Genomic DNA, 25,673 nt, shown 5'->3' on the forward strand with positions numbered 1-25,673 from the left:
TCACCTGTTTTTGAAGGAATGCGAATGGCGTTTCAATAACCCTGACCCAAAAGTTCAATTAGCTCAGGTAAAACAACTGGTTAGAGACTATTTAGGCTGATTATCTAGGACAGCCCCTAAGAAAAAGTAGTTGTTAAAACTACCTTCGAGCCGATAAGCGAATAATTACCCGCTTATCGGCGAGCCTTGTTTCCGTCCCCTTCGGGCCCGTACGCGGCGCAACGAGTGGAGGCGTCGGGCCGGCGCGGGGTCTTAGCGAAGCGTAAGCGGAGCGGGTGCCCCGTACGGCCCAGCCGGAACGAAGTGGTCGCGCCAAAGGCGCGAGCGACGGGTCCGGGCTGAGTTTTGGGCCACCTTTTGCTCACTCAAAAGGTGGCTGGGAGCGCGAGGCAAAGCCTCGCAAACGTAGACCGGCGGGCCGAGCCCGCCCTACGTTTCTGTAAAATTTCAGCCTATCAGTTCCAGCAATTCCGCCGTCTTCTCCCTGAGCAGCCCCTCATCCCCCCGGCTTTCGACGTTGAGCCGTATCACCGGCTCGGTGTTGGAGGAACGCAGGTTAAAGCGCCACTTCGGGAATTCGAGGCTGATGCCGTCGGTCTCGTCCACGTTCAGCGCCGAGGGCTCGTACTTCTCCCGCACCCGCCTTATCGCCGCCGCCTGATCGACCACCCGGCGGTTTATCTCGCCGCTGACGGGGAAACGCGTCTGCATAGCCTTGACCATTTTCGAGAGTTTCTGGCCGGTGTCGCTCATCAGCCCCGCCACCAGCAGCCACGGTATCATCCCGCTGTCGCAGTAGGAAAAGGAGCGGAAGTAGTGATGCGCGCTCATCTCGCCGCCGTAGACCCCGTCCACCTGCCTCATTTTCTCTTTTATGAAGGCGTGGCCGCTCTTGCACTTTACCGTCTCGCCCCCCGCGCTGCGGACTATCTCCTCGGTGTTCCACAGGAGCCTGGGGTCGTGGATTATCTTTCCGCCGGGGTATTTTTTCAGCATCGCGGCGGCTAGCAGGCCGACGAGGTAGTACCCCTCGATGAACCCTCCCTCCTCGTCGAAGAAAAAACACCTGTCGAAATCGCCGTCCCAGGCTACCCCGAAATCCGCGCCGCTTTTTTGCACCGCGCTCCTCGTGGCCTCGCGGTTTTCGGGGAGGATGGGGTTGGGGACGCCGCTGGGAAAGGTTCCGTCGGGCTCGTGGTTTATCCTCACGAACTCGAAGGGCAGCTTTTCCGCAAGCTCATCCACGACCGGCCCCGCGCAGCCGTTGCCGGAGTTGGCCACTATCCGCAGTTTTTTCAGCTTGGGGATGTCGACGTAGCCGAGAAGATGGGCTATGTAGTCTTTGCGGGTGTCGAGGAGGGTGATATTTCCGCCGGTGCGGGGGGGGCCGAAGCCTCCGGCCTGCGCCATCCGCCCTATCTCCATCAGCCCGGTGTCGGCGCTTACCGGCCTTCCCTCTTCGCGGACGAACTTCATCCCGTTGTAATCGGCGGGGTTGTGGCTGGCCGTGACCATCACGCCGCCGTCCATTTTCTCGTGGAAGGTGGCGAAATAGACCTCCTCGGTGCCGCAGAGCCCGATGTCGAAGACGCTTGCGCCCTCGTCGGCCATTCCCCGCGCCAGCGAAGAGGAGAGGGAGACGCCGGAGGGGCGGATGTCTCTGCCGATTATCGCCCTTTTCAGCTTGTAAAGCCTGACGAAAGCCCTGCCTATCGAGTAGGCGAAATCGGCGTCGAGCTCGTCGGGAACGCGGCCGCGTACGTCGTAGGCTTTGAAGGCTGAAAGGGTTTTCATGATCGTCTCCCTATTTTTTCGCCGGTTTCACGAAGGGTCTTCCAATGCAGTGATAGGCGAACCCCTCTTCTGCCACGTCTTTGGGCTCGTAAAGGTTTCTTCCGTCGTAGATCGTCCTGCCCCGCATCGTCTCCCGGAGGAGGTCGAAATCCGTGGAGCGAAACTCGCTCCACTCGGTGCAGATCAGGAGAGCGTCCACCCCCTTCGCCGCCTCGTACTGTCTTTCGACCAGCTCGACCTCCGTCAGGCCGAGCCTGCAAAAGGCCGCCCCCGCAGTCTCCCTCGATTCCGGGTCGAACCCCTTCACCTTCGCGCCTCTGGTGCATAGCTCTCGTATCAGGTCGATGGCGGGAGCCTCGCGCACGTCGTCGGTGCGCGGCTTGAAGGAAAGCCCCCAGACCCCGAAGGTCCGCCCCTTTAAGTCTTCCTCGAATTCCTTTTCAATCAAGGGCAAAAAGAAATAACGCTGGGCGTCGTTGACCCCGTCTACCGCGCGGCAGATGAGGGGCGGCACGCCGTGAAGCTCGGCCAGATGGGAGAGCGCCCTTATGTCCTTCGGAAAACAGCTTCCGCCGTAGCCGAGGCCGGGAAAGAGGAACTTGCTGCCTATGCGCTGGTCGGAGCCGACGCCCCTCCTTACGTGGTTTACGTCCGCGCCCACCGCCTGACAAATCTTGGCTATCTCGTTCATAAGGCTGATTCTGGTGGCCAGCATGGCGTTAGCCGCGTATTTGGTCATCTCGGCGGATTCCGGGTCCATCACCATCAGCCTGTCGCCGGTGCGCATGAAGGGCGAATAGATCGTGCGCATGAGGTCGGCACCCTTTTCGCTCCGGACCCCCACGACTATGCGGTCGGGGCGCATGAAATCCTCCACCGCCGCGCCCTCTTTCAGGAACTCGGGGTTGCTTATCACCTCTACGGGATGCTTCGCGTACTCGGCGAAGATCTTCTCCACCCTGCGGTTGGTGCCGACGGGGACCGTGGACTTTATGATCACCGTCTTGGGCTCCTCCAGCGCCTCCGCCACGTCCCGGGCGGCCTTGTCTATATAGGAGAGGTCGGCACAGCCGTCGTCGCCCTGCGGGGTCCCGACGGCGAGGAAGATAACCTTCGACTCGCGGACCATTGCGGCGGTGGAGTTGGTGAAGGAAAGCCTCCCCTCCCGGAGGTTGCGTTCGAGAAGCTCCTCTATGCCCGGCTCGTAGTAGTGGGCCTCTCCCCTTTTGAGAAGCTCTATCGCCCTTTCGCTGATATCGGCGACGATTACGGCGTTACCCATCTCGCTCAGGCAGGTTCCGGCGACAAGACCGACGTAGCCCGCGCCTACGACTCCAATTTTCATCTTTTTTCCTCCTCGCATCCGGCTTTTGGCCCGCTTTTGCCGCTCATCAATCGCAAAATCCTCGACGTAGTCCCGCTACGACTGCGGTTTTGCTCACTCTTCGCGACAAAATCGCTCTCAAAATCCGGCGCGATCCCCGAAAAAAGGCCCGCCATAGACAGGCCCTGGCTTTATTTGCATTTGCGGCCGCGCCGGGCCGAGATCTCGGGAGCCTCCATCACCGTCGTCCCCAGGACGCCGAAGGCGTCGCGGATCATCTTCGCGGTGGTCTTGTCAAGCATGGCTCCCGTTTCGCCGACGTCGCTCCAGCCCTTCGCCGTGAGGTCGTTCGGGTCTATCGCCTTCTCCTCCCAGTTCTGGAAGAGTTTCCCCCAGGGGCTTTCCAGCACCTTTTTCACCCTCTCGTAGTTCGCAGGATACCAGTACATGTCGTGGTAGAGGACGGAGGCGATGTAGGACCACGGGGCGAGGAAGGTCTTCAGCGACCACTCCACCGGGCCCTTCAGCGGCCCCCAGTAGATCAGGTGCTGCATTTTGGAGGCGAAGGTCATCTTCTTGAAGGGGCCGGTGAAGTTCCAGCGCTTTTCCAGAAGGTTCGAGTCTCCCTCGATGGAGATCTTCTTTATGTCGCCGCAGCCGAGCCCCCTCTCGTGGGCGAGGCGAATAAACTTGATGTCCCGGAGCGGGTCGAAACCCATCAGGTACGCCGCCACCGCGTCTATCGCCACCTGATCCTCCGAGGCGAGAAGGACGTTGCCGATATGGGGTATCATGCAGCGGGGGCCGGGGCCGTCGCCCGCGAAGGTGCCGTCCATCACCGCGAAAACCCCCCTGTGTATCTTCTTCTGGATCATCAGGAGATCAACGAGGGTCTCGTGGATAACCGGGTGGGTCCAGTGGCGGTGCTCGTTAAGAAGTCCGCCGAAGGCGTTTTTCATCGCGCCGGTGGTCGTTGTAAAGACGTGGGTCTTGACCGTCGGCAGGTGGATTATGTTCTCGCCGATGAACCTCTTCGGAATCCGAAACCCCTTGGGGTAGACCTTGCCGAGGCAGAGAAACTCCTTCGTCAGGTCGCCCACCGCGTCGCGTACGTCTATCCACTCCTCTCCTTCGTAGAGGTGGACGTTGCGCAGCCCGTGCGCCCTGATAACGTCGATATGCTTGTTTTCGCACTCGCCGAGGTGGGCGTCGATGACGACCGTGCGGTTGTGGCAGCCGTGTATCAGCGCCGGGTCGAAGCCGTCGCGCTTCATCGCGCGGATTACCCCGTCGAGTTGCCAGGGGGTGGTCGAGCTTCCGGGATAGAAGAAATGCCAGCTAATGTTGATCTTCAGCGCGGTATCGGCGTCCTTGGGAAGGTATGCCTGATAATCCGCCAGATTCATAAGTTTGTGGTAATCGCCCAGAACCGTCTCCGGGGAGGTTTTCAGTATCGCGACCTTTGAAGTGCTCATTCTCACCGCTCTTTAACGTACTGTTCCGACAAGGAGATAACCGCAGATCAAAACCCAGAGCGCGACCGTGGCCAGAAGCTGTCCGTCGCCGAGGAAGGCTTCGGTTGGCGATTCCCCGCGCCCGAGGCTGTCCACGATGTACCAGTAGCGAAAAATCCCGAAGAGGACGACGGGTATTGTCACCACCAGCTCGGGCCTCGCGCTCATCACGAAGAGGCTGTAGAAGACCAGCGCCCCGGTGGCCGATATCTGGGCGTACCGGTTCACGAGATCCACCGAATAGTTTTTGAGCACCGTCCTCCCCTCGGAACCCATGAGGGAGAGCTCCTGCCTGCGCTTTATCGAGGCGAGGAAGAGGGCCAGAGAAAGGGTGGTTACGAACATCCACGCGGATACCGGCACGTCGAGCGCCCGGCCTCCGGCGAATACCCTGAGGACGAAGCTGGTCGCCACGACGAAGATGTCCACCACGGGGATGGTCTTGAGTTTAACCGTGTAAAGGACGTTGAGGGAAACGTACGCGACAATTACCCAGAAGACTTCCCTGAGGTAGAAAAACCCGGCGGCCTGCACCAGCACCAGAAACGACGCCAGCCAAAGAGCCGCGCCCGGCCTTACGGTTCCGCAGGCGATGGGCCGGAGTTTTTTCTTGGGGTGCAACCTGTCTTTTTCCGCGTCGCAGATGTCGTTTACGATGTAAACGGTCGAGGAAGCCGCGCAAAAGAGGAACATGGCGAAAAACGCCCGGAATACGGCCTGCGGATCGTCGAAAAGCCCCGTGAAGAGAAGCGGGGCCAGCACGAAACCGTTCTTTATCCATTGGGAGGGCCGAAGCAGCCTCCAGAGACCGTACGCCAAACGCACCTCATAACGCAGTCAGCGAAAACCTAAGGTTTGCGGGAGATAATACTACGCAAACAAAACGGAAGTTAAGCGCCATCGGGCTTTTAATTTATCTTTCCAACCTGTTAGAATCCCGGCACCGTGGATATCCTGATTCTCTACACCCTCTTCGCCGTAATCTCCTCCCTTGTGAACATAGGGAGTCAGGAGGTGTTTGTCCGCCTCTATCAGGGGGTTTTCCAGCTTCCCCTCGCGATGGCTTTCGGCACCGGGACGGGGCTTTTGGTAAAGTACGCGCTCGACAAGAAGTACATCTTCCGCTACCGCACAAAAAGCCTCTCCCACGACACCCGGCTCTTTATCTTATACACCTCGATGGGTCTTGTCACGACGGCGATATTCTGGGGATTCGAGCTGGCCTTCGACGCCCTCTTCGGGTCGAAGGCGATGCGCTACGCCGGCGCCGCCCTCGGCCTCGCGCTGGGCTATTTCATCAAATACCACCTGGACAAGAGATTCGTCTTTCGCAAGCCTAAAACTTAAGTTTCTTCTCCCACTCCCAGGCCGTCCGGACTATCTCGCCGATATCCGCGAAACGGGGTTTCCACCCCAACTCCCTTTTAATCTTCCCGCTGTCGGCCACCAGCATCGGGGGGTCTCCCGGCCGCCTGCCGCTCTCCTCCACCGCGAAAGCCGCCCCGGTGATCCGCCTGACGGACTCTATTACCTCCCTCACCGAATGTCCCGCGCCGTTGCCGCAGTTGTAGACCCCTCCCGCTCCGCCCGAGAGGAGGGCTTCGAGGGCGAGAAGGTGCGCCGAGGCCAGATCGCTGACGTGCACGTAGTCCCGCACGCAGGTGCCGTCGGGGGTGGGATAGTCGGTTCCGAAAATCATCAGCTTTTCCCGCTCCCCCAGCGCCGTTTTGAGGGCTAGAGTGACGAGGTGGGAGGGATTTTGTCTGCACTCTCCCGCCCGAAGGAGCGGATCGGCTCCGGCGGCGTTGAAATAGCGCAGCGAAACCGCCCTCCACCCCCCGGTTCTCGCCGCAAGATCGGCTATTATCCTCTCGCCCATCGCCTTGGTGGCGCCGTAGGGGTTTATCGGGGCGAGCGGAGCGGTTTCATCGACGGGCAGCCGGGCGGGAACGCCGTAAACCAGCGCCGAGGAGGAGAAAATGAAATTCTCCACCCCCTCCCGGACCGACGCTTCCAGAACGTTCAGGAGGTTCGCGACGTTGTTGCGGTAGTACTTGAGGGGATTTAACACCGACTCTTCGGCCTCGATAGAGGCGGCCAGATGGATTACCGCCCCGGGCCTGAACCTTCGCACTGCTCGGGCAAGCGCCTCCCCGTCGCCGGTGTCGCCCTCCTCGCATTCCGCGAAGACGGCGAAGCGGTTTCCCGTGGAGAAGTTGTCGAAGGCCAGAGGTTCGTAACCGGCGTCAACGAGGGCAAGAACGACGTGGCTGCCGATGTAGCCCGCGCCTCCGGTTACGAGAACGCGCCTTCCCACTATGTCGTCAGACCCCGTAGAAGGAGCGGTACCACTCTATAAAGCGGCGTACGCCCTCCTCTATGGGGGTGGCGGGGCGAAAGCCAACGTCGGCCATCAGGTCGTCCACGTCGGCGTAGGTGGCGGGCACGTCGCCGGGCTGAAGGGGAAGCAGCTTCTTTTTCGCCTTCTTGCCGATAGCCTTTTCGATGACCTCTATGAGGTAGAGGAGTTCGACCGGGTTGTTGTTGCCGATGTTGTAAAGCCTGTAGGGGGCGAGGCTCGTTCCGGGATCGGGGTTGTCACCGCTCCACTGGGGGTTCGGGGCCGCGACGCGGTCGAGCGTTCTCATGACGCCCTCGACTATGTCGTCCACGTAGGTGAAATCGCGGCGCATGAGGCCGTGGTTGTAGACGTCTATCTCTTCGCTGGCCAGAATTTTCCTGGCGAAGATGAACATCGCCATGTCCGGCCTTCCCCAAGGCCCGTAGACGGTGAAGAAGCGAAGGCCCGTCGTCGGCAGCCGGTAGAGGTGGCTGTAGGAGTGGGCCATCAGCTCGTTGGCTTTCTTGGAGACGGCGTAGAGGGAAACAGGGTGATCCACGTTGTGGTGGATGGAAAAGGGCATCTTCGTGTTCGCGCCGTAAACCGAGGAGGAGGAGGCGTAGACAAGGTGCTCGACCTTGCTGTGCCTGCACCCCTCCAGTACGTTCACGAACCCCGCGAGGTTGGCCTCCACATAGGCGTGGGGTTTTTTAAGGGAGTACCGCACTCCCGCCTGGGCGGCGAGGTTTACTACCCGCTCAAACCTTTCTTCGGCGAAGAGCTTCTCCATCCCCTCCCTGTCGGAGAGTTCCATTTTGACGAAGCGGAAGTTTTCTTTGGGCAAAAGCCGCGCCAGGCGCGCCTCTTTGAGGGTCACGTCGTAGTAGTCGTTGAGGTTGTCGAGTCCGACGATCTCGTCGCCCCTCGCCAGAAGCCGCTCGCTAAGGTGGGAGCCGATGAAACCAGCGGCGCCGGTAACCAGAATCTTCTTTTTCATTATTTAACCGTTTTAGTGAAGGGTTTCGCACACAGGAGGAGGGCAGGGCAACTGGACCGCGACGGTTTCTTCCTGCGCAACCCCCGCGAGGTCGGGCCGGTACTCGGGGACAAGATCTTTCAAAAGGCGGATGAGGACTTCCGGATCGGCCTGACGGCCGGCCTGATAAAGCCCTTCTATCTGCCCGTTGACGAATTCCCAGTCAACGTCGTCCGACTGCGCTATCCGTATTTTTTCGTGGGAAGTCGGCAGGACGCCTTCGCCCGCGAGGAGCAACTCCTCGTAGAGCTTTTCTCCCGGCCGAAGGCCGACGAATTTTATCTGGATGTCTTCGTAGGGCTCGTAGCCCGAGAGCCGGATGAGATCCTCCGCCAGTTTCACGATCTTTACCGATTCGCCCATGTCGAGGAGGAATATCTCGCCGCCCCTGCCCATCGCGCCCGCCTGAAGGACAAGCTGCGAGGCCTCGGGTATGGTCATGAAGAAGCGGGTCACCTCCGGATGGGTGACGGTGACGGGGCCTCCCGCCGCGATCTGCTTCTGGAAGATGGGGACGACGCTTCCGGCGCTGCCGAGGACGTTGCCGAAACGCACGGTGACGAACTGGGTTCTGGAGTGCTTGGAGAGCCCCTGCACGTACTTTTCCGCCGCGCGCTTGGTGGCCCCCATGACATTTGTCGGATTGACCGCCTTGTCGGTAGAGATCATGACGAATTTCTCTACGCCGAACCGTTCCGCCGCGTTGGCAAGGAGCCTCGTTCCCCGCACGTTGGTGTTTATAGCCTCGCTGGGGTTGATCTCCATCATCGGCACGTGCTTGTAGGCGGCCGCGTGGAAGACCACGTGGGGCATGTGGCGGGCGAAGATGCGCTGGGTCCTGGCCACGTCCCTGATATCGGCGACCCTGGGCTCGACCTTGAGGTTGGGAAACTCCGCGGTGAGCTCGCGGTCGATGTGGAAGAGCGGGGATTCGGCGGAATCGAAAATAATAAGGCTTTCCGGCGCAAACCTCGCGACCTGCCTGCATATCTCGCTGCCGATGGAACCCGCGGCCCCCGTCACCAGTATCCTCTTGCCGCTGAGGTAGGAGTTTATGGCGGCGGTGTCGAGGCTTATCGGCTCGCGTCCCAGAAGGTCGTCGAGGGCCACGTCGCGAAGCTCGTTGACTGAAACCTTGCCGCCTATGATGTGGCCCAGGCCGGGAAGGGTCATGCAGGAGACGCTTGCATCCCTGCACTTCTCCACTATCCGCCTGATATCCTTGCCGGAGGCGGAGGGTATTGCGATTATGACCTTGTCTATCGAAAACCCGCGCACGACCTTGACGAGGCCTTCGCTGTCGCCGAGAACCGGGAGCCCCTGAATGCTTGAGTTCTTTTTGGCTTCGTCGTCGTCGATGAAACCCACCGCCTTAAGCTTCAGGTGGGGATTGGCGCGAATCTCGCGCACCAGCATCTGCCCCGCCTGCCCCGCGCCCACGACCAGAACCCTTTCTCCGCCGAAACGCTTCAGGCCGGACATGGAGATGTGGCCTTCCTTGTAGGCCCTGACCGAGAACCGGACGCCCCCCATCAGCAAAAAGCAGAAGACGCCGTCGAGGAGCAGAACCGACCTCGGTATCAGATCGAGACCCTGGGCGAAAAACTCGAAGGCGACCACGAAGAGCGAACCCGTAAAGTTCGCCTTCAAAAGCCTCATCAAATCGCTCATGGAGGCGTAGCGCCACCAGCTTCTCCCGATGCCGAAGAGGTAAAAAACCGCGAGCTTTACCGAGACTATCACCGGCAGAAGAGCGAAAAACCTCTCCCAGTTCGGGCTGGACTGTATCAGATCGAACCGAAGCAGCCAAGCCAGCGCAAAAGACGCGCAAATAAGGATGGAGTCGAAGGCAAGTATGAGAAAACGGCGGTTCTTGATGATTCCGGGCTTCATTTCCCCACTCGAACGCGGCCGGGTGCGGCCGCTTTCTTACGCAAACGATAAGTCGCCGCCAAAAAGAGCGTTGACCAAAAACCAAGCAGCGACGCCACCTCAATATTACTTGGCGGCCCGGAAAAAAGCAATGAAGCCGACACAATCGCCTGAACCCCGCCGTATAAAAGCGTAACGGCGTAATGGGGCAGCCCCAGTTCGTTGGCCATGATCTGGTAGAGATGGCGCCTGTGCGCCTGGGAGAGCCTTTCCCCGTCCATCTTGCGTATAAAGAGAGTCGAGTAAGTATCCGCGTAGAAGAGGAACAAAAGCCCGCAGAGCAAAAAGAAGGTCGCGGGGGAGTCGCTGTAGCGGTAGAGCTGCGCCCCGAAGAGAAAGCCGAGCAGCACCGAGCCCACGTCCCCCATGAAAACCCGCGCCCTCGGGAAATTGAAGGGCAGAAAGCCCAGGCAGGCCGCCGAGACGGAGAGATTGAAAAGTACCTCCGCCTCTTCCATCCCCCTGAGGTAGCCGAACAGGGCAAGCCCTCCGAAGGCGAGCACGCCGGTAATCCCGGCAATGCCGTTGATTCCGTCCATAAAGTTGTAAAAGTTCGCGGTTCCCGTCAGGCACAGCACCCAGAAGACGAAAAGCGGCAGATACGAGGGGAAATCCGCTCCCGGCCCCCCCCGAAGACCCGCGACCACCGCCAGCGCGCAGGCGAACTGGACGAGGAAACGGTTTTTCGCGCTGAGTCCGAACCTGTCGTCAAAAAGGCTGACCGCCGCGAGGAAGGCCGCAGGAAGGTACAGCCACAGAGTCTGCCCGAGCCAGACACCCGAAAAGACAACCGCGAACAAGATCCCCACCCCGCCGCTCCTTGGCGTGGGAATCCTGTGGGAGCTGCGGTCGTTGGGAAGATCGACGAAGCCCAGGGCGAAGGCGTAGCGCTGCATTATGAGGGCTCCGGCGCCGCCCAGCATCAGTGAAATCAGATATTCCATGTGCCGCCGCTACGCTCCACCGGTATCCGTAAGGCTCTTTCGCAAAGCTGAAAAGGTCGTAAAAGCAAAGCCTTCGTCCTTAAGCGCCCCGATCAGAAGATTCAGTTTCGCCTCCACTCCCCCGAGTCCCGTCCTGAATCTGCGGTTGTTCAGGGCTCCGAGGCCGGGAGGAGGCGCGGGAGCGGGCTTGCGGGAAAGCTCGTAGGGATGAATATACAGAAGATAGAGCGAATTGTTGCCGATATACCGCCTTATAAGGCGTCCCATGAGCCACCAGGGGAAAATTCGCAGGTATCCGCCCCCTGAAACGGGCACGTTTTTGCCTAAAACCTTCAGCGTGGACATCTGGAACTCGAAAAAATCCCCGTCCCGAAAGACGCACGGGCGGACCTCCTCGAAGCCCGCGAGCTCCATCCGACCGTACCGGGGATTTTCCTTGAAGGCGATGCGGCTGGAATCGTAGAGGTAGCCCGCCTCGCGCACCATCGCCAGCTTTTCGTCGTCGAGACTGAAGCAGGGGGCGCGAAACCCTTCCACTTTGGAGCCCATAATCTCTTCCAGCGTCTTTTTCGACGAAAAAAGTTCGCGGCGAAAATCTTCGCCCGGGATGGTAAGCGGCCTTACGTGCGATTGGGTATGGCTCCCTATCTCGTGGCCCGCAAGGAGCATCTGCCGTAGCGAAGGGGCTATCGATTCCGCGATCTCTCCGGTGCAGAAAAACGAGGAGGAGACTCCGTGCCGGTCCATTATCCCGAGGTAGACCTCCAGACCGTCAAGCATGGAGTAGCTTCGGTCGCAGAGGTTTTTGTCCAGGTAATCGACGTGGTACCAGTCTTCGATATCCATCGAAAGCACCACGACGCGGCGGGTTACAGCCGAAGTATCCGCAGACGCCGCAGGGATCATGCTCTGTCCCCGGGCGGCTTTATGAAATTAGTCCAGATGTGGGCGAGCGTGTTGACGACGTACCCGAAATTGGCCCCCCAGTCGTCCCAGGCGCAGATGGCCCACTCCTTGTTTCGCTGATCGATGGCGGTCCTCCAGAACTCCCCGAAGGAAAGCTCTCTGGAACGCAAAAAATGGACAGAGGAGACCATGTCGCGTATGAAAAGCTGCCACCGCACGCCGTCGGTCTGTCCGCCGCGGTGAACGGGATTGGGCCTTCCCCGAAGGTCGCAGTAAGCGTCCCACACCACGTCCACCCCGGAGGCGCGGGTTATGGCGAACCAGAGAGTCGGGCGGCAGTTTATCTCTATGAGCTTCCAGCAGCGGTCCGCCTCGTCCCATTTGAACTCGGTGCCGCACACGCCGTGGTACCCCAATTTTGATATCAGGTCTTCCGAGAGAGCCGCCACTTCCTCCATCCACTTCGATTCTATGTACGACGCCGATCCGTACATCGGCGGGTACTGCCTGTATTTCTTGGCTGTGAAGAGCGAGCGGCAGACGCGGTTTTTGTCCATGTAGAGCCCGGCCACCGCGATATTCTGCTCCGACCCGCCGATGCACTCCTGCAAAACCACATCCGCGTTCCATTCCTTGAAGACCCGCCACCAGTTCATCAGTTCTTCGGCGTCGGCTACTTCTACGAGCTTTTTTCCGCGAAGAAGTTTCCTGAGCTTGAAGCCCATCGAGGGCTTCACAATCGCCGGATACCTGATTTTTCCGGCGGCGGCCAAGGCCTCTTCGTCGCTTTCGGGGAAAAAGGTCCTGGGCATGGCGACGCCGATTTTTTCGCAGACCTCGTAAAAGGTGCGCTTGTTCAGGAATACGGAATTGGACTCGGGCCTCATGGAATCGGTCAGGATGAAATACGGCTCCAGTTCGGCGCGGTTCGCGGCGATGAAATCGATGTAGTAATCGTTCGCGTTGAAGATGACCGGCTTTTCGGGACATTCTTTTGCAAAAGAGATGAGCCCCGCAAGCAGCTCCGGCCCCGCCGGAAGATAGCTTATGCGCTTGTCGTGCTTAACCGACTTTGAAAAGTGGCCTATCTCGTAGCGCAGGACATCGACGCCGTAAACGGCGACGCCGTTTCGGTCCAGGGAACGGGCGGCGCTGAGGCCCGTCGGGGACAGGCCGAATACCACCGCTGTTTCTTTATATTTCATGCATTTCTCATCTTGATCGTTGTAAATCCGCCCTTAAACGGGCTGGCCGTCCGTTATGCGGGCGATAAGGGAGCGCTCCCCCCTTCCTTCGAGTCCGAAGCAGGTAAAAGCCAGCTTTTCGCCGCTCTCCATGCCCTGGGGGAAGCGAATAACCCCGAACTGGACTATATGCGGCCAGAGATCTTTTTTGCAGGAAAAAAGCTCCTCCCACGAAACGCCGTCGCGGCTGGCCCAAAGGTGGGCGCTGCGGTCCTTTTCGTTTTGCCCCCCCTCGACGCCGGTGGTAACGACCAGCGTCCCGTCCGAAAGGGCCGCGTTTCCGTGGCAGGGGCCCTGAACCTCCATAACCTTCCGGAGTTCACGGGTCTTCCGGTCAAAGCGCATGACGAAGTTGGGATGGGTTCCCGCGTCGGAACCGGCGTCCGTCCCCCAGTACAGCGCCTCGGGGCGAAACGCCACTCCGACGGCGCGCCAGAGCTGGCTGCCGCCTCCGGCGTTCGTCCAGTTTTCCCCGCTTTCGTCTCCCCTGAAAAGAAGACACTCGCTGTCGGCGTCGCCGGTTCCCATCCAGAGGCAATTTTCGTAAGGGTCCCACTGGACGAAATGGTAATGGCGTATAAGCCCCGCCTCGAATTCGTGGACGGTCTCAAAGGTTTTGCCGCCGTCGCGGCTCCTGTGAACCATCGCGGGAAGAGTTCTTTGCCCGTTCAGGGCGTATTCAGCGAGGAAAATGTCCCCGGCGGGGGTCACGCAAACCCCCTTCGCGGCGGGCTTGTTCCCTCTGGGGAAGCGAAATTCGGAGGTAATGGCCCCGTCCGCTTCCACCCGGTAGGCCCGCTTTCTGATGATCACCAGAAACGCTCCGTCCCCGAGGGGCAGGAGATGGTGGACGCCCAGCCGCAGGAAATGGCGGAAAAGGCGTACGCGGGAAAGCCCCCTCTCCCACGTAGCGCCAACTTCGCCCGGTTTCGAGAGGTGGTTACCCTCGCCGTCCACGAAAAAGAACCTGTTGCCCTTCGCGGCCAGATACTTTCCGCCGCCGGTCCAGAGCAGCCTGCAATCGGGGATTTTTTTTATTATTTCAAGTTTCATGCGGTCTTTCGTCCGGTTCCCGTCAGCGTCGCGAAAAGGTCGTCGTAAGAATGGGCGACGGCCTTCGCCGTAAAGCGCTCTTTAGCCAGAGCGAGCGCCCGCCGCCCGTATTCGTCAAGGGTTTGGCGGTCGCCGGAGAGTCTCTTGAGGGTTTCGCAAAACCCCTCTACGTCGCCGTCCGGGACAACCCAGCCTATCTTCGATTCCTGCACGAAGCGCGATACGTCCGCCTCGGGGTGTCCGTAGAGGAGTATCGGCCTTCCGCAGGCCATGATGGTGTAAATCTTGGAGGGGAAGCTGAAGTTCTTGACGTGCGAGGAGAGGAGCACGAGGCAAAGGTCGCTGGAGGCGTTTATAACCGGCGTGACTTCCCTCGGCTGGTACCCCCAGACCTCCAGATTCTCCAGATTCTTTTCCCTGGCCTCTCTCGCCAGAGCCTCCTGCTTTATCCCGCCCCCGGCGAGGATGAATTTAAACGGCAGACCCTTGAGGGCCTTCGCGGCGGCCATTACGGGCGCGAAATTCTGGGCGTTTCCCATGTTTCCGACGTAGCTCGCGACGAAACGATCATCGAGGCCGTGCTCCTTTGAAAAATCGCTGTGCCTCGGGAGGGGACGGTAAAGCTCCGTGTTGACGAAATTCGGGATGGTTCTAAGGAGCGTGGTTGCGGGCACCCTTTTACGGAGTATCTCCACGAGGCCGTCGGAGATGCTGGTTACGGCATCGCTGCTTTTGTAAACCTTCCTCTCCAGAAGGCGCAAAAACCGGATCAACAGGGGATTTTTTATTTTCCCCTGGTCGATAAGCCCGTCCGGAAAGATGTCCTGCACGAGGTAAACCGCCTTCGCCCGATGCTTCTTCGCTATCCAGGCGCTTACGAGGCCTATCGAGAGCGGCGGCGACTGGGACAGAACCACGTCGCAACTGAATTCTTTTCCGAGGGCCGCGTAGAAACCCAGCCCGTGAAAGAGTATCGCCGTCTTCATGCGGGTGGCGATGGAGCCTTTCACCTGCGGAACCTTTATGTGGTAGCAGGGTATGCCGTAGTAGTCGCTTTTGAGCAGCCAATCGCCGCGTTCCGGCCTCATCGGCTGCGCCCGGAGCGCCTCTTCGTCGAGGTTGTAATGGGGGGTCGTGGTGAGGACCACGAGCTCGTGGCCGAGGTTTTTAAGCTCCAGGGCCAGATCCCCGAAAATGTAGGCGTTGGAATTCCCGTCCGGCGGAAAAACCAGCGTGTGGAGGAGAATTTTCGCCATCAGTTCTTTTTCCAGACCACCCTGTTCACGTAGTCCGTGTAGCTCAGAATTATCCTCACCACCTTCTCGCTGACGTTGGGCATCGAATAGTCGGCCACGGGGCGAAGAAGCCTCGTTTCCCCCCTCGGCTGGCTTTCGAGGACGCCGAGCGCGGTCTTTACCGTTCCCCAGTCGAGCCCGGTCATCATTACCGACGCTTCCTCGAAACCCTCGGGCCTCTCGTGAGCGTTGCGTATGTTGAGCGCGGGAAAATTGAGTATGGAACTCTCCTCGGTAATCGTCCCGCTGTCGGAAAGGACCGCCCTGGCGCTCATCTGGAGCTTAACGTAATCGCAAAAACCCAGAGGCTTCATCAGTTCGACCAGAGGGTTCAGGGTGACCCCCTCGGCGTCTATGCGCTTTCTGGTTCTCGGATGGGTCGAAACGATAATCCTGAAACCGTAGGTTTCGGCGAGGCTGTCAAGGGTCTCCACGAGCTTTTTGAACTCCACCGGGGAATCCACGTTTTCCTCGCGGTGGGCGCTTATCACGAAGTACCGCCCCTCCTCAAGGGAAAGCCGGGAGAGAACCTCCGATTTTTTAATCTTGGACAAGTAGTGGTGGAGAATCTCGAACATCGGGCTGCCGGTCTTGATAACCCGGTCGGGAGGAAGCCCCTCGGCAAGGAGGTACTCGCGGGAGATCGAGCTGTAGGGCATGTTAACGTCGCTGATGTGGTCGACTATCTTGCGGTTTATCTCCTCGGGCACCCTCTGGTCGAAGCAGCGGTTCCCCGCCTCCATATGGAAGACGGGAATCTTGCGCCGCTTCGCGGGGTAGGCGGCGAGGCAGCTGTTGGTGTCGCCCAGCACGAGAATGGCGTCCGGGTTCTCACACCCCATCGCCTCGTCTACCCTTGCTATAATCGCGCCCACCGTCTGGCAGGCGGTGGCCCCCGCGGCCTCCAGAAAGATATCTGGCTTACGTATCTCAAGGTCCTCGAAAAAGATCTGGTTCAGCTCGTAGTCGTAGTTCTGCCCGGTGTGGACGATAACGTGGTCGAGATGGCGGTCGAGCGCCGCCATAACGCGGGAGAGCCTGATTATCTCCGGCCGGGTGCCGACGACGGTCATTACCTTCATTGCTTGCCCTCCCCCGCGCCAAGGACCGGCGCGAAAAAAGTGTCGGGGTTGCCCGGGTTAAACTGCTCGCTCGCCCAGAAGAGAGTAACCATCTCGGAGCTTCCGGTGTTTTCGATGGAATGGGTGTACCCCGGAGGTATGTCCACCACCTTGTATTCCTCGCCGCGCACCGGAAACTCCAGAACCTCGCCGCCAAAGACGCTGCGAAGCCGTATGATTCCGCTCCCCTCCACGACCATGAATTTTTCCGTCTTGGTGTGGTGGTAATGGTTCCCCCGAGTGATGCCGGGTCTGGTGCGAGAGATGAAAATCTGCCCGAAGTGGGGTGATTTTATGAATTCCGCGAGGCTTCCCCTGTCGTCGGCTTTTATGTCGAGACCGTAGCCGTAATCGGAGGGTTCGAGATAGGTCAGGTAAGTGGCGTAAAGGGCCCGCACGAACTCTCGGCTGTAATCGGGGAGTAGAAGGGTTTCGCGGTGGCGCTTGAACCCCTGAATCATCCCGGAAAGCTCGCCGAGGGTTATACGGGTGGATTTCAGCTCCTCCGCGAACCGGAAACCGGGCCGGGGCGCGGCTTCGAGTTCCGCCAAAAAGGCAACGACCACGTCGTCTATGTAGGTTAGCTCAAGCTCGCAGGCTGGGTCCGATACCTGAATCGGCAATCCCTTCGCGATGTTGTTGCAGAAGGTGGCGGTGACGGAGTTGTAGTTCGGGCGGCACCACTTGCCGAAGAGGTTCTTCAGCCGGTAGACGACGCCCTCGGCCCCGGTCGCCGCGCAGTAGCTCTCCAGTTCCCCCTCGGCTCCGAGCTTGCTGGCGCCGTAAGGGTTGTCGCGCTCGGCCTGAATCGAGGAGGTAAGAATTACTTTCGGTTTTCTCCCCATTGACCTCAGGATATTGCAAAGCTCGCCGGTGAACCCGACGTTGCCGCTTTTGAACTCCTCGACGCTCCGGGGCCGGTTGACCCCCGCCAGGTGGAATACGATATCCGCCTTCGCCAGAAAGCCCTTCAATTCCTCTTGGGAATTGTCGATGTCGAATTTGAAGACCTCGACCTCTTTACGCTCGCGAAGCGCCAGGCAGAGGTTTTTCCCTACGAACCCCTTCGCGCCGGTGACAAGTACCTTCATCTCGTTTCCTGTCTTAAAAGCGGGAGAGGTCAGACTTCGACCTTTTCGCCGCGAATCGCCTGTCTTACGCACTTTAATTTCATCAGAAGCTCGCAGGTATCCTCGATGTCGAGGCGCCGGGTATTGTGGGAGTGGTATTCGTCGAGGCCGCTGAGCTTCGGCTCGCCCTTGCTGGTGTAAAGGGCGTAGTTTAGGTCGCGGCTGTCGGCCGGGACCCGGTAGTAACCTCCCATGTCCACGGCGTGGGCGAACTCCTCCCGCGAAAGCAGCGCCTCGTAGAGCTTTTCCCCGTGGCGCGTGCCGATGATCTCTACTGGGTTCTTCGCCTTCAGAAGTTTTTTCAGCGCCGCCGTCAGCGTCTCGATGGTGCAGGCGGGGGCCTTCTGGACGAAGATGTCGCCCGCGCTGCCGTGGGTGAAGGCGTACTCCACCAGTTCGACCGCGTCCTCGATGGTCATCATGAAGCGGGTCATCGCCGGATCGGTCACGGTGAGCGGCTTGCCCTCCTGAAGCTGCTTGATAAAGAGGGGGATAACCGAACCCCGGCTGGCCATGACGTTGCCGTAACGGGTGATGGAAATTACCGTCTTCGCCCCGGCGACCCTCGATTTGGCCACCGCGACCTTCTCCATCATCGCCTTCGATATCCCCATCGCGTTTATGGGATAGACGGCCTTGTCGGTGCTGAGCACCACCACCCGCTTGACCTTGTCCAGAATCGCGGCGGTGAGGACGTTTTCGGTGCCGATGGCGTTGGTCTTGAGGGCCTCCATCGGGAAAAACTCGCAGGAGGGCACCTGCTTTAGGGCCGCGGCGTGGAAGACGAAATCGACCCCCGACATCGCGTCGCGAAGGCTCGATTCGTTGCGCACGTCCCCGATGTAGAACTTTATCCGGGGATCGGCGTACTCCTTCCGCATATCGTCCTGCTTTTTTTCGTCGCGGCTGAATATGCGTATCTCGCCGATATCAAAGTCCCTGAATTTCTCGAGCACAGCGTTCCCGAAGGTTCCGGTGCCGCCGGTAATAAGAAGAATTTTGTTTTTGAACATTGTACTTTTGCCTTCCTTGCTGGGCTACCGCCGGTAAGGTAATCCCAGAAAAACCATGCGCAGGGGCGCGTATGCGCGTAGCGCCCCGGCAATTAAAATCGCCGTTCCAATGCACAGCGCCGGGCCCAGCGTCACCCAGACCAGCGAAGCCGCCAATCCCGGTTTTAGTCTTACAAAAACAGTGAACATGCCGTGGGCTATAATAACGTGCAGCAGGTATATGTCGTAGGATAGCCCGGAAATCCCGGCCACAAATCGGCTGAGAACTCCTTTTACAAAAGAGCCGAAGCGGATCACGGCTGCGATACCCGCCAGGGTTACCGCAAACTGAAAGATTCGGTTAAAAACCCCTTGCTCCGCCGAGGGATAGCCGGAAAAAGACTCCGGCCGCGAGAGCCCCCAGACGCCAAACGCCAGGAGGGCGAAAAACCAGTACCGGTTAAGCGCCGGAAAGTTAAGCCCCTTTTCGGCCAAAACGCTTCCCGCCAGAAAAAACTGCATAAACCAGACCAGCGACTGCAAATCCAGCAAGCCGAACTCTTTGTAGGAAGGAAACCCGATCGGCAGACACGCAAGAGCCAGCGAGCAAGCAAATAGCGCGATAGGCTTTTTTGCGCCGCGCAGCAGTTCGGCTGAGCCCGCAATGGCAAAAATCGCAAAAAGCACGTACAGGAACCATAAATGCGCCGCCGGTCCGCCACGGGGCGCAAACAGCATGACTGCCAGCTGCCGGGGCTCTCCGCCTCCCAGAAAGTATTTGACGGCGAACTGCACCAGGCTGACCGATAAAAACGGGACAAGAAGCCGGAGCGCCTTGCCCGCCAGGAAACTCCGGTATTTCCCGAAGCCGCCTATGGGCTTTGAATATTTATAATATACAAAACCGGCGATAAAAAAGAAAACCTGTATATGCACCGAATAGAGATAATGCAGTATTTTGGCTATCTCCCCCGGAGTCAGCCCCGGAAGAGAGTAACGGCCTGCATACTGGAGCCAATGGCCGTAAACCACCATGAGCATGGCCAGAAAGCGCCCTCCTTCGAAGCCGTCGCCGCCAGAACTTCCGGAATTTGTTATTTTTTCAGACGACACCAGATTGCTCCGCGATAAGACGCCGCTAATCAATTCGATTTGGCCGAACAGCTTTTCCACAGCGCCTTGTACCGCGCGAATACCGCCTCGATTGAAAATTCCTCAAGGGCGCGGGCGCGGGCGCAAACGCCGAGACCGGCCCGCAAGGCTCCGTCTGAAAGGGCGCGGGACAAAGCATCCGTCAGTTCTTCAACGTTTTTGGGGCTGATTAAAATCCCGCAGCCGTCCGAAATCATCTCCGGGATGGCCCCGACGGTGGTTGCCACTATCGGCCTCCCCAGAACCATCGCCTCCAGAATCACGTTGGGAAAACCCTCGGTGTAGCTCGGAAGCACGAAGAGGTCCGCCCCGGCCAAGAGTTTCATCGCCTCTTCATGGCCGAGCTCGCCGGTGAACTCCAGTCTTTCGGGCCGGTGCGTCTTTAGAAGCTCTTCTTTATACGCCGCGTCGCCGGGCCCCGCGACCATAAGCCGCCACCCCTTCGGCTTAAGCCGCGTCCAGGCTTCCACCAGCTCGCCGACGCCCTTCGTGGGAATTACCCAGCCGAGGTACATGGCCGTCCCCTCGCCGGTTGGTTCGCGGGGCGCGGGCAGTTCGGAGGGGTCGATGCAGTTCGGAATACGGAGCACCCTGACTTTGGGCGCGTATTTCCGGATTGCGTCTTCAGTCGCCGAATCGAGGGGGATGACGGTGTGCGCCATTGCCATCGCCCGGCGCATCATTCGCCACTCCCACGTACCCTCTCCGGCGATCTCGGGCACCCTCCCGAAGCGTATGTGATAGACCGCCGGAACCTTGAACAGCCGCGCAATCCTGAGAATCCAGATGTCGCGGACGACGGCCAGCTGGCCCGAGGTGGTGAGGTGCACCACGTCGGGTTTTCGCCTGATCATGAGGGAGATGAACCTCGCCACGTCGCGCAAAAGCTGGAGCCCTCCCCCTGTCACCCTCTTCCATTTCGCCAGATCGTGAACGGCGCGCCACCGGGGAGCTGTGTTTATTACGCTCATCTCCAGATCGCCGTGTTTTTCGGAATGGCGAAGAACCATCTGCGTCCAGTGACCGATACCGCCGTAAGGCGGCGGCACGGGGGAGACCAGGCACACGCGAAGTGGGCGGTCAGCCACGATTCAACCTCGCGGGCGAAAGCATTTCGCTTTCTTTTATATACTTCTCCACCTCTTCCCTCGCAAAACGCTTCTCGGCCGGATAAAGTTTTTGCTCGTGGGACATAATCGTTTCGACGTCCCAGCGAAATCTGATGATGCGCGCGGGATTCCCCGCAACCAGAGCGTAGGGCGGCACCGATTTCGTTACGACGGCTCCGGCTCCGATCACCGAGCCGCGCCCCACCCGCACGCCGCGCAAAATGACGGCTCTCGCTCCGACCCATACGTCGTCCTCGATTACGACTCCGAGGTCTTCATTGCCGGTCTTTTCATGGACGCTTTTCATAAAACGGCCGGGAACCGTAATGTTGTGGCCTCCCCCTATCACCATCACTTCCGGCCCGAACATCACGTAGCTGCCTATGCGGATCTCGGACAACGCGGCTATCATGGTTGGCCGAAGGCCGAGGCTTACGTCGTCGCCCACGTAAATATTGCCGAAGGTGTAATGGCCTTGCGGATCGAACCAGAATCGCTTGCCGCAGCCGCCGAAAAGAGGGCGCATTACATACATCGTCAAGCGGCGTCTGAGCCTGCCCAGAAAATGAAAAACTGAAGCGAGAATCTTCAACTTCTCAGTTCCTCCAGAAACGCGGCCAGAGGTTTCGCGAAATTCCTGAAATCAAAGGAGTCCTCCGCCCTTTTTCTGGCGGCGGCGCTCATCTCGTCCAGTTCCCGCGCAGAAAGAGCCATCGCCCGGGAAAGCGCCTCGGCGAACCCTTCCGGCGAATGGTCCCGGCAGACGAGCCCCTCGACGCCGTCGTGGAGGTAATCCCCGAGGTCGCTGGTGATGTTCGCGATTACGGGCACCCCCGCCGCCAGGCTTTCGACGAATTTTGTCGGGAAACCGGCCTCGGCGTACTTTTCGCGGGGACGAAGAAGGACGCTGAAATCCGCCTTCTCCAGTATTTTGGCCACCTCCGGCTGGGGGAGGCGTCCCAGCGCGACGACGTTCGGAGGCAATTCGCCGCTTTCCCCCAGCAGCCGCAAAATCTGCTCCCTGGCCGGGCCGACGGCGAGAAGGCGCGTCCTCCTGCCCTCCGGATCCGCCAGAAGGAGCCCCTTTATCACGTTTCCGACGAGGTCCTTCTTTCCCGGAGAACCCGCGTAGACAAGGGTAAGAGGTTCGTTCGCGCCTCTTTTTCGCGGCACCCTCTGCGCGAGTCCCTCTACGTTGAGGGTTGGCGGCACCCGGATGACTTTGCACCCCCTGCCGGAGTAGTAATCTTCCAGAAAGGAGCTGATGGCGATGACCCCGTCGCAGCGCGCATACTGAAAACGGAAGGCGAACTTTGCGCTCAGGTAGAAAGGATTCAGATATCCGCCCCTCCGGTGGGAGGGATCGTACCATTCGACTACGTCCGCGATCAGGGGAATGGAATTTTTTCTGCACCAGCCGAGCAATCTGAACATGTACGGGGCAAAACCGCCGTAAGCGATTACGTGCGTAGGCCTTACGGATTGCGAGTCCAGCCAGCGCACCGTCAGCGCGCCCGAGGTAAGATAGCCCCGCACGAGCGAGTGGCGGATGTTGCGTATCCTGCCCTTTAGCTGCTCCGGACGCTCCCCGAGGCCGATATGCGAGACGGCGCCCGAATCCTCGTGCAGAAGCTCGATTCTTCCCGGCTCATGGCCCCCATGCCCGACGACGACCCTGTAACCGGCCGCTGCCAGAGAGGATGCGACGCCGTACATTCTGCGGGAGCCCGCGCTGCCCCAGGGAAAGGGCATCGGCCCGACGTACGCTACCCAGCCGCTTGTGGACATTTTCCCCCGTTACCTGAAAAAATGCTCATTGCCGAGGATTACTCTACGTTGAAGTGGCGCTTTAAAGCCGCCACCTTTTCCGGGCCCGAAAGGTGGCCGAGATGAAGCGAGCGTTTTTTTGCGCTTTCAAGGTACTCGTCCGCGGTCTTTATCACGCGCGCGGGGTTGCCCGCGGCAACGGAATTGTCGGGGATGTCTTTGGCGACCACCGAACCGGCCCCTATGATCACGCGGCTGCCGATGTTCACGCCGGGAAGTATCGTAACGTCCCGGCCTATCATTACGTCGTTGCCTATGGTTATGGGCGCGGTCAGCTCCAGATCGGGAACCTCCCGGCGGAAGATAAGGGTTCCCCCGTCGTGGGTGATAAACTGGCAGCCGGAAGTTATCCACACGTTGTCGCCGATGGTTATCAGCCACGGCTCGGTGCTGAAGGTCCCGGGCCTTATGCCCAGCAACGTTACATTGGTCCCGAGCCTGACGCCGAGAGACCGGGCGTAACCCTCCGGGTCCCGGTTCGCCCGCATGGCTTCGCGCTTGAGCCGTATGGTTTTCAGTATCAACTTGAAGATGTTTCTGCTTCTGCCTGTCAAACCCAAAACCCTTTCACTTCTTGCAAGAACCGTTACCCGCCTGTTTCTCTTTCGCCCGGGAAAAGAAGGGCGATGTTTCCCGTCCACGCCCAGGCGAACCAGGATGCCGGAGCGGTTTCCCATATCCCTGTGAACGCGATCGGCGTCCAGACCGCCAAAAGGACAAACATACTCCATTTCCCCCAGTGGCCCCAACTCAAATACCTTGCGCGCCGTGCGCAGATAACTGTCGCGATTACAAAGAGGACGAGACCGACTGTGCCGGTTTCCACGGCCACGCTCAAAAAAACGTTATGCGCGCCGATGAGGAGAGGGTTAGTTTCGGCGAAGGCGCCCGGCCCTACGCCGAAAATCGGGTTTTCGGAGTAAAGCTTCAGGGCGTACGGCCAGACCTCCAGACGCCCGGTAAAGGCTACGTCCGCGCTCCCTCCCGCGAAGTCGCCCATGAGCCGCATCTGGGTTTCTTCCGGCACCAGCAAGAAAGCGCCGTAACTCGCGGCCATCACGGCCGCCGCCGTCAGGACACCCACAAACATCCGTGAGCGAAGCTGGTAGAGACAGAAGATTCCCAGCGCCGCGACAAGCGCCCCCACGGCCCCGCGGCTGCCCGTGAGAACTATTGCGAAACCGAACACCGCCACGGAGAAGACGGCCAGCCCAATGCTGCGCGCCCTTCCACTGCTCCAGTAAAGAGAGATAACCACGGGCACAGCCGTAGCCAGGCAGTAGGCGACGTAATTGGCGTTGAGCCCCTCCACGGTGAACCGGCCCGCGATGCTTTCCCCCAGAAGCCAGCTATACAAGACGAGTCCGGCGGCTATGAAACAGCCCGCGATGTAGCAAAGCCCCAGAAGCATCCATCTGCGGCGCGAAATCGCGAGGCGCTTTGTCAGCGAGTAAACGGCGAAGACGGAGAAAAAACGGATTGCAATGTATTCCGTGGAGCCGTCAAGGGGCATTGTGAAAATCAGGGCGAGAGCCCAGAGGGAAAACCCGAAAACCGCCAGTTCATCCCTTCCTGGTTTTATGCGCCGTAAAACCAGGGCGTCGAAGTACGCGAAAGCGACAGCGGCCAAAAGCAGCTTTTGCATGTAGCTCGCCATGAAGAACGGGACGCAAAACAGATAGAGCCCCATCATCATAAGAGCCATGCCGGTGAGACTGACCGGCGCGGGTTTGCTGTACATCAGATGCCTTGTCTCTTTAACTGTCCGGAATTCGTCATTTCAAATTCGCCTGTCGTGGTTTACGGACGAGGCCCGCCAGAAGACCGGCGTATTTTGACACGGCGCTGCCTCCACCGAAAAGTCTTTCAGCTTTTTCCCGGCTGCAGCGGCCCATTTCCAGAATTTCTTCGTCTTTGGCCCGCACCGCAAAGCGCAGAACCCCGGCTATCGAGGCCACGTCCAGAGGGTCGCAGACGAAGCCGTTTCTGCCCTCTTCAACCAGTTTTCTCGCGTCCGAGACATCGCTGGTCAAGATCGGCTTGCCGCAGGCCATCCCTTCGCAGACGCCGTTCGGCAGCCCCTCCAGCACACTGAAAAGCCCCACGAAATCGGCCTGCCGGTAGGCTTTCGCTATCTCGTTGCTCGGCCCCATGAGGCGAAATTGCTCCCCTATGCCGAGCCCGGAGATTGTCTTCCGGACTTCGTCATACTCCTTTGGCTCCGTCGAACTGCGATGGCCGTACCACTCGACGCGGAGCTTTTCCCGGCACTCCGGCTCCAGAGAGGCAATCGCCTGAGCCAGCCTCCCGGCGTTCTTGAGGGACCGGAGGGTCGCCGCGACAACGATGAGGGTTTTGCCCCCCTGCCGGGGAGTGTACTCCGGGGAGGGTTTGAAGGTATCGAAATCCACAGAGTTGTAAATGGTGTGGAGCTTCGGGGAGAGAAAAGGCCTCACCCCGGCGATCATCTTTGCGTTGGCGAAGGAGTTCGTTACCACCGCGTCCGCGAAACGGTAGGCCGAAAGAACGGACCTGCCTTTTCTGGAATGGAAGAACGCCTCGTTCGCGCTGCGTTCGCCGACTGCAAGGCCCCAGCTCCTCAGTGGAAACCCTGCGAATATCACCTGAAGGTTGGCCGGCCAGAGGAAGGAGAGAACCACGTCGGCGTCAAACTCCTTTATCCGCCTCCTTATGCGCAAACTGCGGGCGAGGATACGGCCAAGGGTAAAGCGGGAAAGCATTTTATCCGGAAGGGTCCCCCCAAGGCCCGCAACGATGAGGGGTACGCCCGCCTCTTCCAGCAGGTGGCCGTAAAAATTCGTTTCCGCGCTGTGGCCGAGCACCAGGAAGGAGACCTCGTGCCCACCCTCCTTGAAACCGCGCGCGAGGTTTACGAGCTGCCGCTCGGCCCCCCCTCCCGCAAGCGTTCCGGTTACGCACAGAATCTTCATCCGCCCGC

The 25,673-nt window shown here is 59.4% G+C and carries 24 protein-coding genes; 2 read left to right on the forward strand and 22 right to left on the reverse strand.

Annotated elements, in window-relative coordinates; all coding sequences use genetic code 11:
- Positions 1 to 100 (forward strand): IS1595 family transposase (locus tag EPN96_05460; GenBank protein TAL17276.1); only part of this gene is annotated, 100 nt, incomplete at its 5' end.
- 347 nt (positions 101 to 447) lie between these two features.
- Here EPN96_05460 and EPN96_05465 read toward each other — a convergent pair.
- The 4 genes from EPN96_05465 to EPN96_05480 all read right to left on the reverse strand — a co-directional run bounded on the left by EPN96_05465 (position 448) and on the right by EPN96_05480 (position 5,457).
- On the reverse strand, positions 448 to 1,794 hold the full coding sequence (locus EPN96_05465) for a phosphomannomutase (protein ID TAL17277.1): 1,347 nt from the start codon (positions 1,792 to 1,794) through the stop codon (positions 448 to 450).
- A gap of 10 nt (positions 1,795 to 1,804) precedes the next feature.
- A complete protein-coding gene (locus EPN96_05470) occupies positions 1,805 to 3,139 on the reverse strand; it encodes a UDP-glucose/GDP-mannose dehydrogenase family protein (protein TAL17278.1) in 1,335 nt (444 codons plus the stop codon).
- A 170-nt stretch (positions 3,140 to 3,309) separates the two neighbouring features.
- A complete protein-coding gene (locus EPN96_05475; protein TAL17279.1) occupies positions 3,310 to 4,593 on the reverse strand; it encodes a DUF362 domain-containing protein in 1,284 nt (427 codons plus the stop codon).
- 12 nt (positions 4,594 to 4,605) lie between these two features.
- Entirely contained in the window at positions 4,606 to 5,457 is an 852-nt protein-coding gene (locus EPN96_05480) for a decaprenyl-phosphate phosphoribosyltransferase (GenBank protein ID TAL17280.1), read from the reverse strand.
- Positions 5,458 to 5,577: 120 nt separating this feature from the next.
- Here EPN96_05480 and EPN96_05485 point away from each other — a divergent pair, with 120 nt between their 5' ends.
- Positions 5,578 to 5,979, forward strand: a complete 402-nt coding sequence (locus EPN96_05485) for a hypothetical protein (GenBank protein ID TAL17281.1) — start codon at positions 5,578 to 5,580, stop codon at positions 5,977 to 5,979.
- Here EPN96_05485 and galE read toward each other — a convergent pair.
- The 18 genes from galE to EPN96_05575 are packed head-to-tail and all read right to left on the reverse strand — an operon-like array spanning position 5,969 to position 25,665.
- On the reverse strand, positions 5,969 to 6,952 hold the full coding sequence (galE, locus tag EPN96_05490; protein TAL17282.1) for a UDP-glucose 4-epimerase GalE: 984 nt from the start codon (positions 6,950 to 6,952) through the stop codon (positions 5,969 to 5,971). The two genes, EPN96_05485 and galE, sit on opposite strands and share 11 nt — an antisense overlap.
- Positions 6,953 to 6,956: 4 nt before the next feature.
- Positions 6,957 to 7,970, reverse strand: coding sequence for an NAD-dependent epimerase (locus EPN96_05495; protein TAL17283.1), 1,014 nt, complete (start codon positions 7,968 to 7,970; stop codon positions 6,957 to 6,959).
- 12 nt (positions 7,971 to 7,982) lie between these two features.
- A complete protein-coding gene (locus EPN96_05500; GenBank protein TAL17284.1) occupies positions 7,983 to 9,902 on the reverse strand; it encodes a polysaccharide biosynthesis protein in 1,920 nt (639 codons plus the stop codon).
- Positions 9,899 to 10,885: a glycosyltransferase family 4 protein gene (locus tag EPN96_05505; protein TAL17285.1), complete on the reverse strand. Its 987-nt coding sequence runs from the start codon at positions 10,883 to 10,885 to the stop codon at positions 9,899 to 9,901. The genes EPN96_05500 and EPN96_05505 overlap by 4 nt, the downstream gene beginning before the upstream one ends.
- 9 nt (positions 10,886 to 10,894) lie before the next feature.
- Complete coding sequence (locus EPN96_05510) at positions 10,895 to 11,791, reverse strand: DUF3473 domain-containing protein (GenBank protein TAL17286.1); 897 nt, start codon at positions 11,789 to 11,791, stop codon at positions 10,895 to 10,897.
- Positions 11,788 to 12,996 carry an ATP-grasp domain-containing protein gene (locus EPN96_05515; GenBank protein ID TAL17287.1) on the reverse strand — a complete coding sequence of 403 codons (1,209 nt, stop codon included), beginning with the start codon at positions 12,994 to 12,996 and terminating at the stop codon, positions 11,788 to 11,790. The genes EPN96_05510 and EPN96_05515 overlap by 4 nt, the downstream gene beginning before the upstream one ends.
- Before the next feature lie 33 nt (positions 12,997 to 13,029).
- Positions 13,030 to 14,088, reverse strand: a complete 1,059-nt coding sequence (locus EPN96_05520; GenBank protein TAL17288.1) for a hypothetical protein — start codon at positions 14,086 to 14,088, stop codon at positions 13,030 to 13,032.
- Positions 14,085 to 15,344 (reverse strand): glycosyltransferase WbuB, encoded by a 1,260-nt coding sequence (locus tag EPN96_05525; protein TAL17289.1) that lies wholly within the window; start codon positions 15,342 to 15,344, stop codon positions 14,085 to 14,087. Before EPN96_05525 ends, EPN96_05520 begins: the two co-directional genes overlap by 4 nt.
- A complete protein-coding gene (locus EPN96_05530) occupies positions 15,344 to 16,456 on the reverse strand; it encodes a UDP-N-acetylglucosamine 2-epimerase (non-hydrolyzing) (protein ID TAL17387.1) in 1,113 nt (370 codons plus the stop codon). Before EPN96_05530 ends, EPN96_05525 begins: the two co-directional genes overlap by 1 nt.
- 5 nt (positions 16,457 to 16,461) lie before the next feature.
- Entirely contained in the window at positions 16,462 to 17,595 is a 1,134-nt protein-coding gene (locus EPN96_05535) for an SDR family oxidoreductase (protein ID TAL17290.1), read from the reverse strand.
- Between the two features lie 29 nt (positions 17,596 to 17,624).
- Entirely contained in the window at positions 17,625 to 18,647 is a 1,023-nt protein-coding gene (locus EPN96_05540) for an NAD-dependent epimerase/dehydratase family protein (protein ID TAL17291.1), read from the reverse strand.
- Positions 18,648 to 18,671: 24 nt separating this feature from the next.
- A complete protein-coding gene (locus EPN96_05545; protein TAL17292.1) occupies positions 18,672 to 19,799 on the reverse strand; it encodes an acyltransferase in 1,128 nt (375 codons plus the stop codon).
- Positions 19,769 to 20,866 (reverse strand): glycosyltransferase family 1 protein, encoded by a 1,098-nt coding sequence (locus EPN96_05550; protein ID TAL17293.1) that lies wholly within the window; start codon positions 20,864 to 20,866, stop codon positions 19,769 to 19,771. The genes EPN96_05545 and EPN96_05550 overlap by 31 nt, the downstream gene beginning before the upstream one ends.
- Complete coding sequence (locus tag EPN96_05555; protein ID TAL17388.1) at positions 20,859 to 21,422, reverse strand: acyltransferase; 564 nt, start codon at positions 21,420 to 21,422, stop codon at positions 20,859 to 20,861. The genes EPN96_05550 and EPN96_05555 overlap by 8 nt, the downstream gene beginning before the upstream one ends.
- Before the next feature lie 53 nt (positions 21,423 to 21,475).
- Positions 21,476 to 22,675 (reverse strand): glycosyltransferase, encoded by a 1,200-nt coding sequence (locus EPN96_05560; protein TAL17294.1) that lies wholly within the window; start codon positions 22,673 to 22,675, stop codon positions 21,476 to 21,478.
- Between the two features lie 38 nt (positions 22,676 to 22,713).
- On the reverse strand, positions 22,714 to 23,391 hold the full coding sequence (locus tag EPN96_05565) for an acyltransferase (GenBank protein ID TAL17295.1): 678 nt from the start codon (positions 23,389 to 23,391) through the stop codon (positions 22,714 to 22,716).
- Positions 23,301 to 24,455: an O-antigen ligase family protein gene (locus tag EPN96_05570; protein TAL17296.1), complete on the reverse strand. Its 1,155-nt coding sequence runs from the start codon at positions 24,453 to 24,455 to the stop codon at positions 23,301 to 23,303. Before EPN96_05570 ends, EPN96_05565 begins: the two co-directional genes overlap by 91 nt.
- Positions 24,456 to 24,489: 34 nt before the next feature.
- Positions 24,490 to 25,665, reverse strand: coding sequence for a glycosyltransferase (locus EPN96_05575; protein ID TAL17297.1), 1,176 nt, complete (start codon positions 25,663 to 25,665; stop codon positions 24,490 to 24,492).
- Between the last annotated feature and the right edge of the window lie 8 nt (positions 25,666 to 25,673).

It is taken from the genome of bacterium (genome assembly GCA_004322275.1).
Lineage (GTDB): Bacteria > Desulfobacterota > Deferrisomatia > Deferrisomatales > BM512 > SCTA01.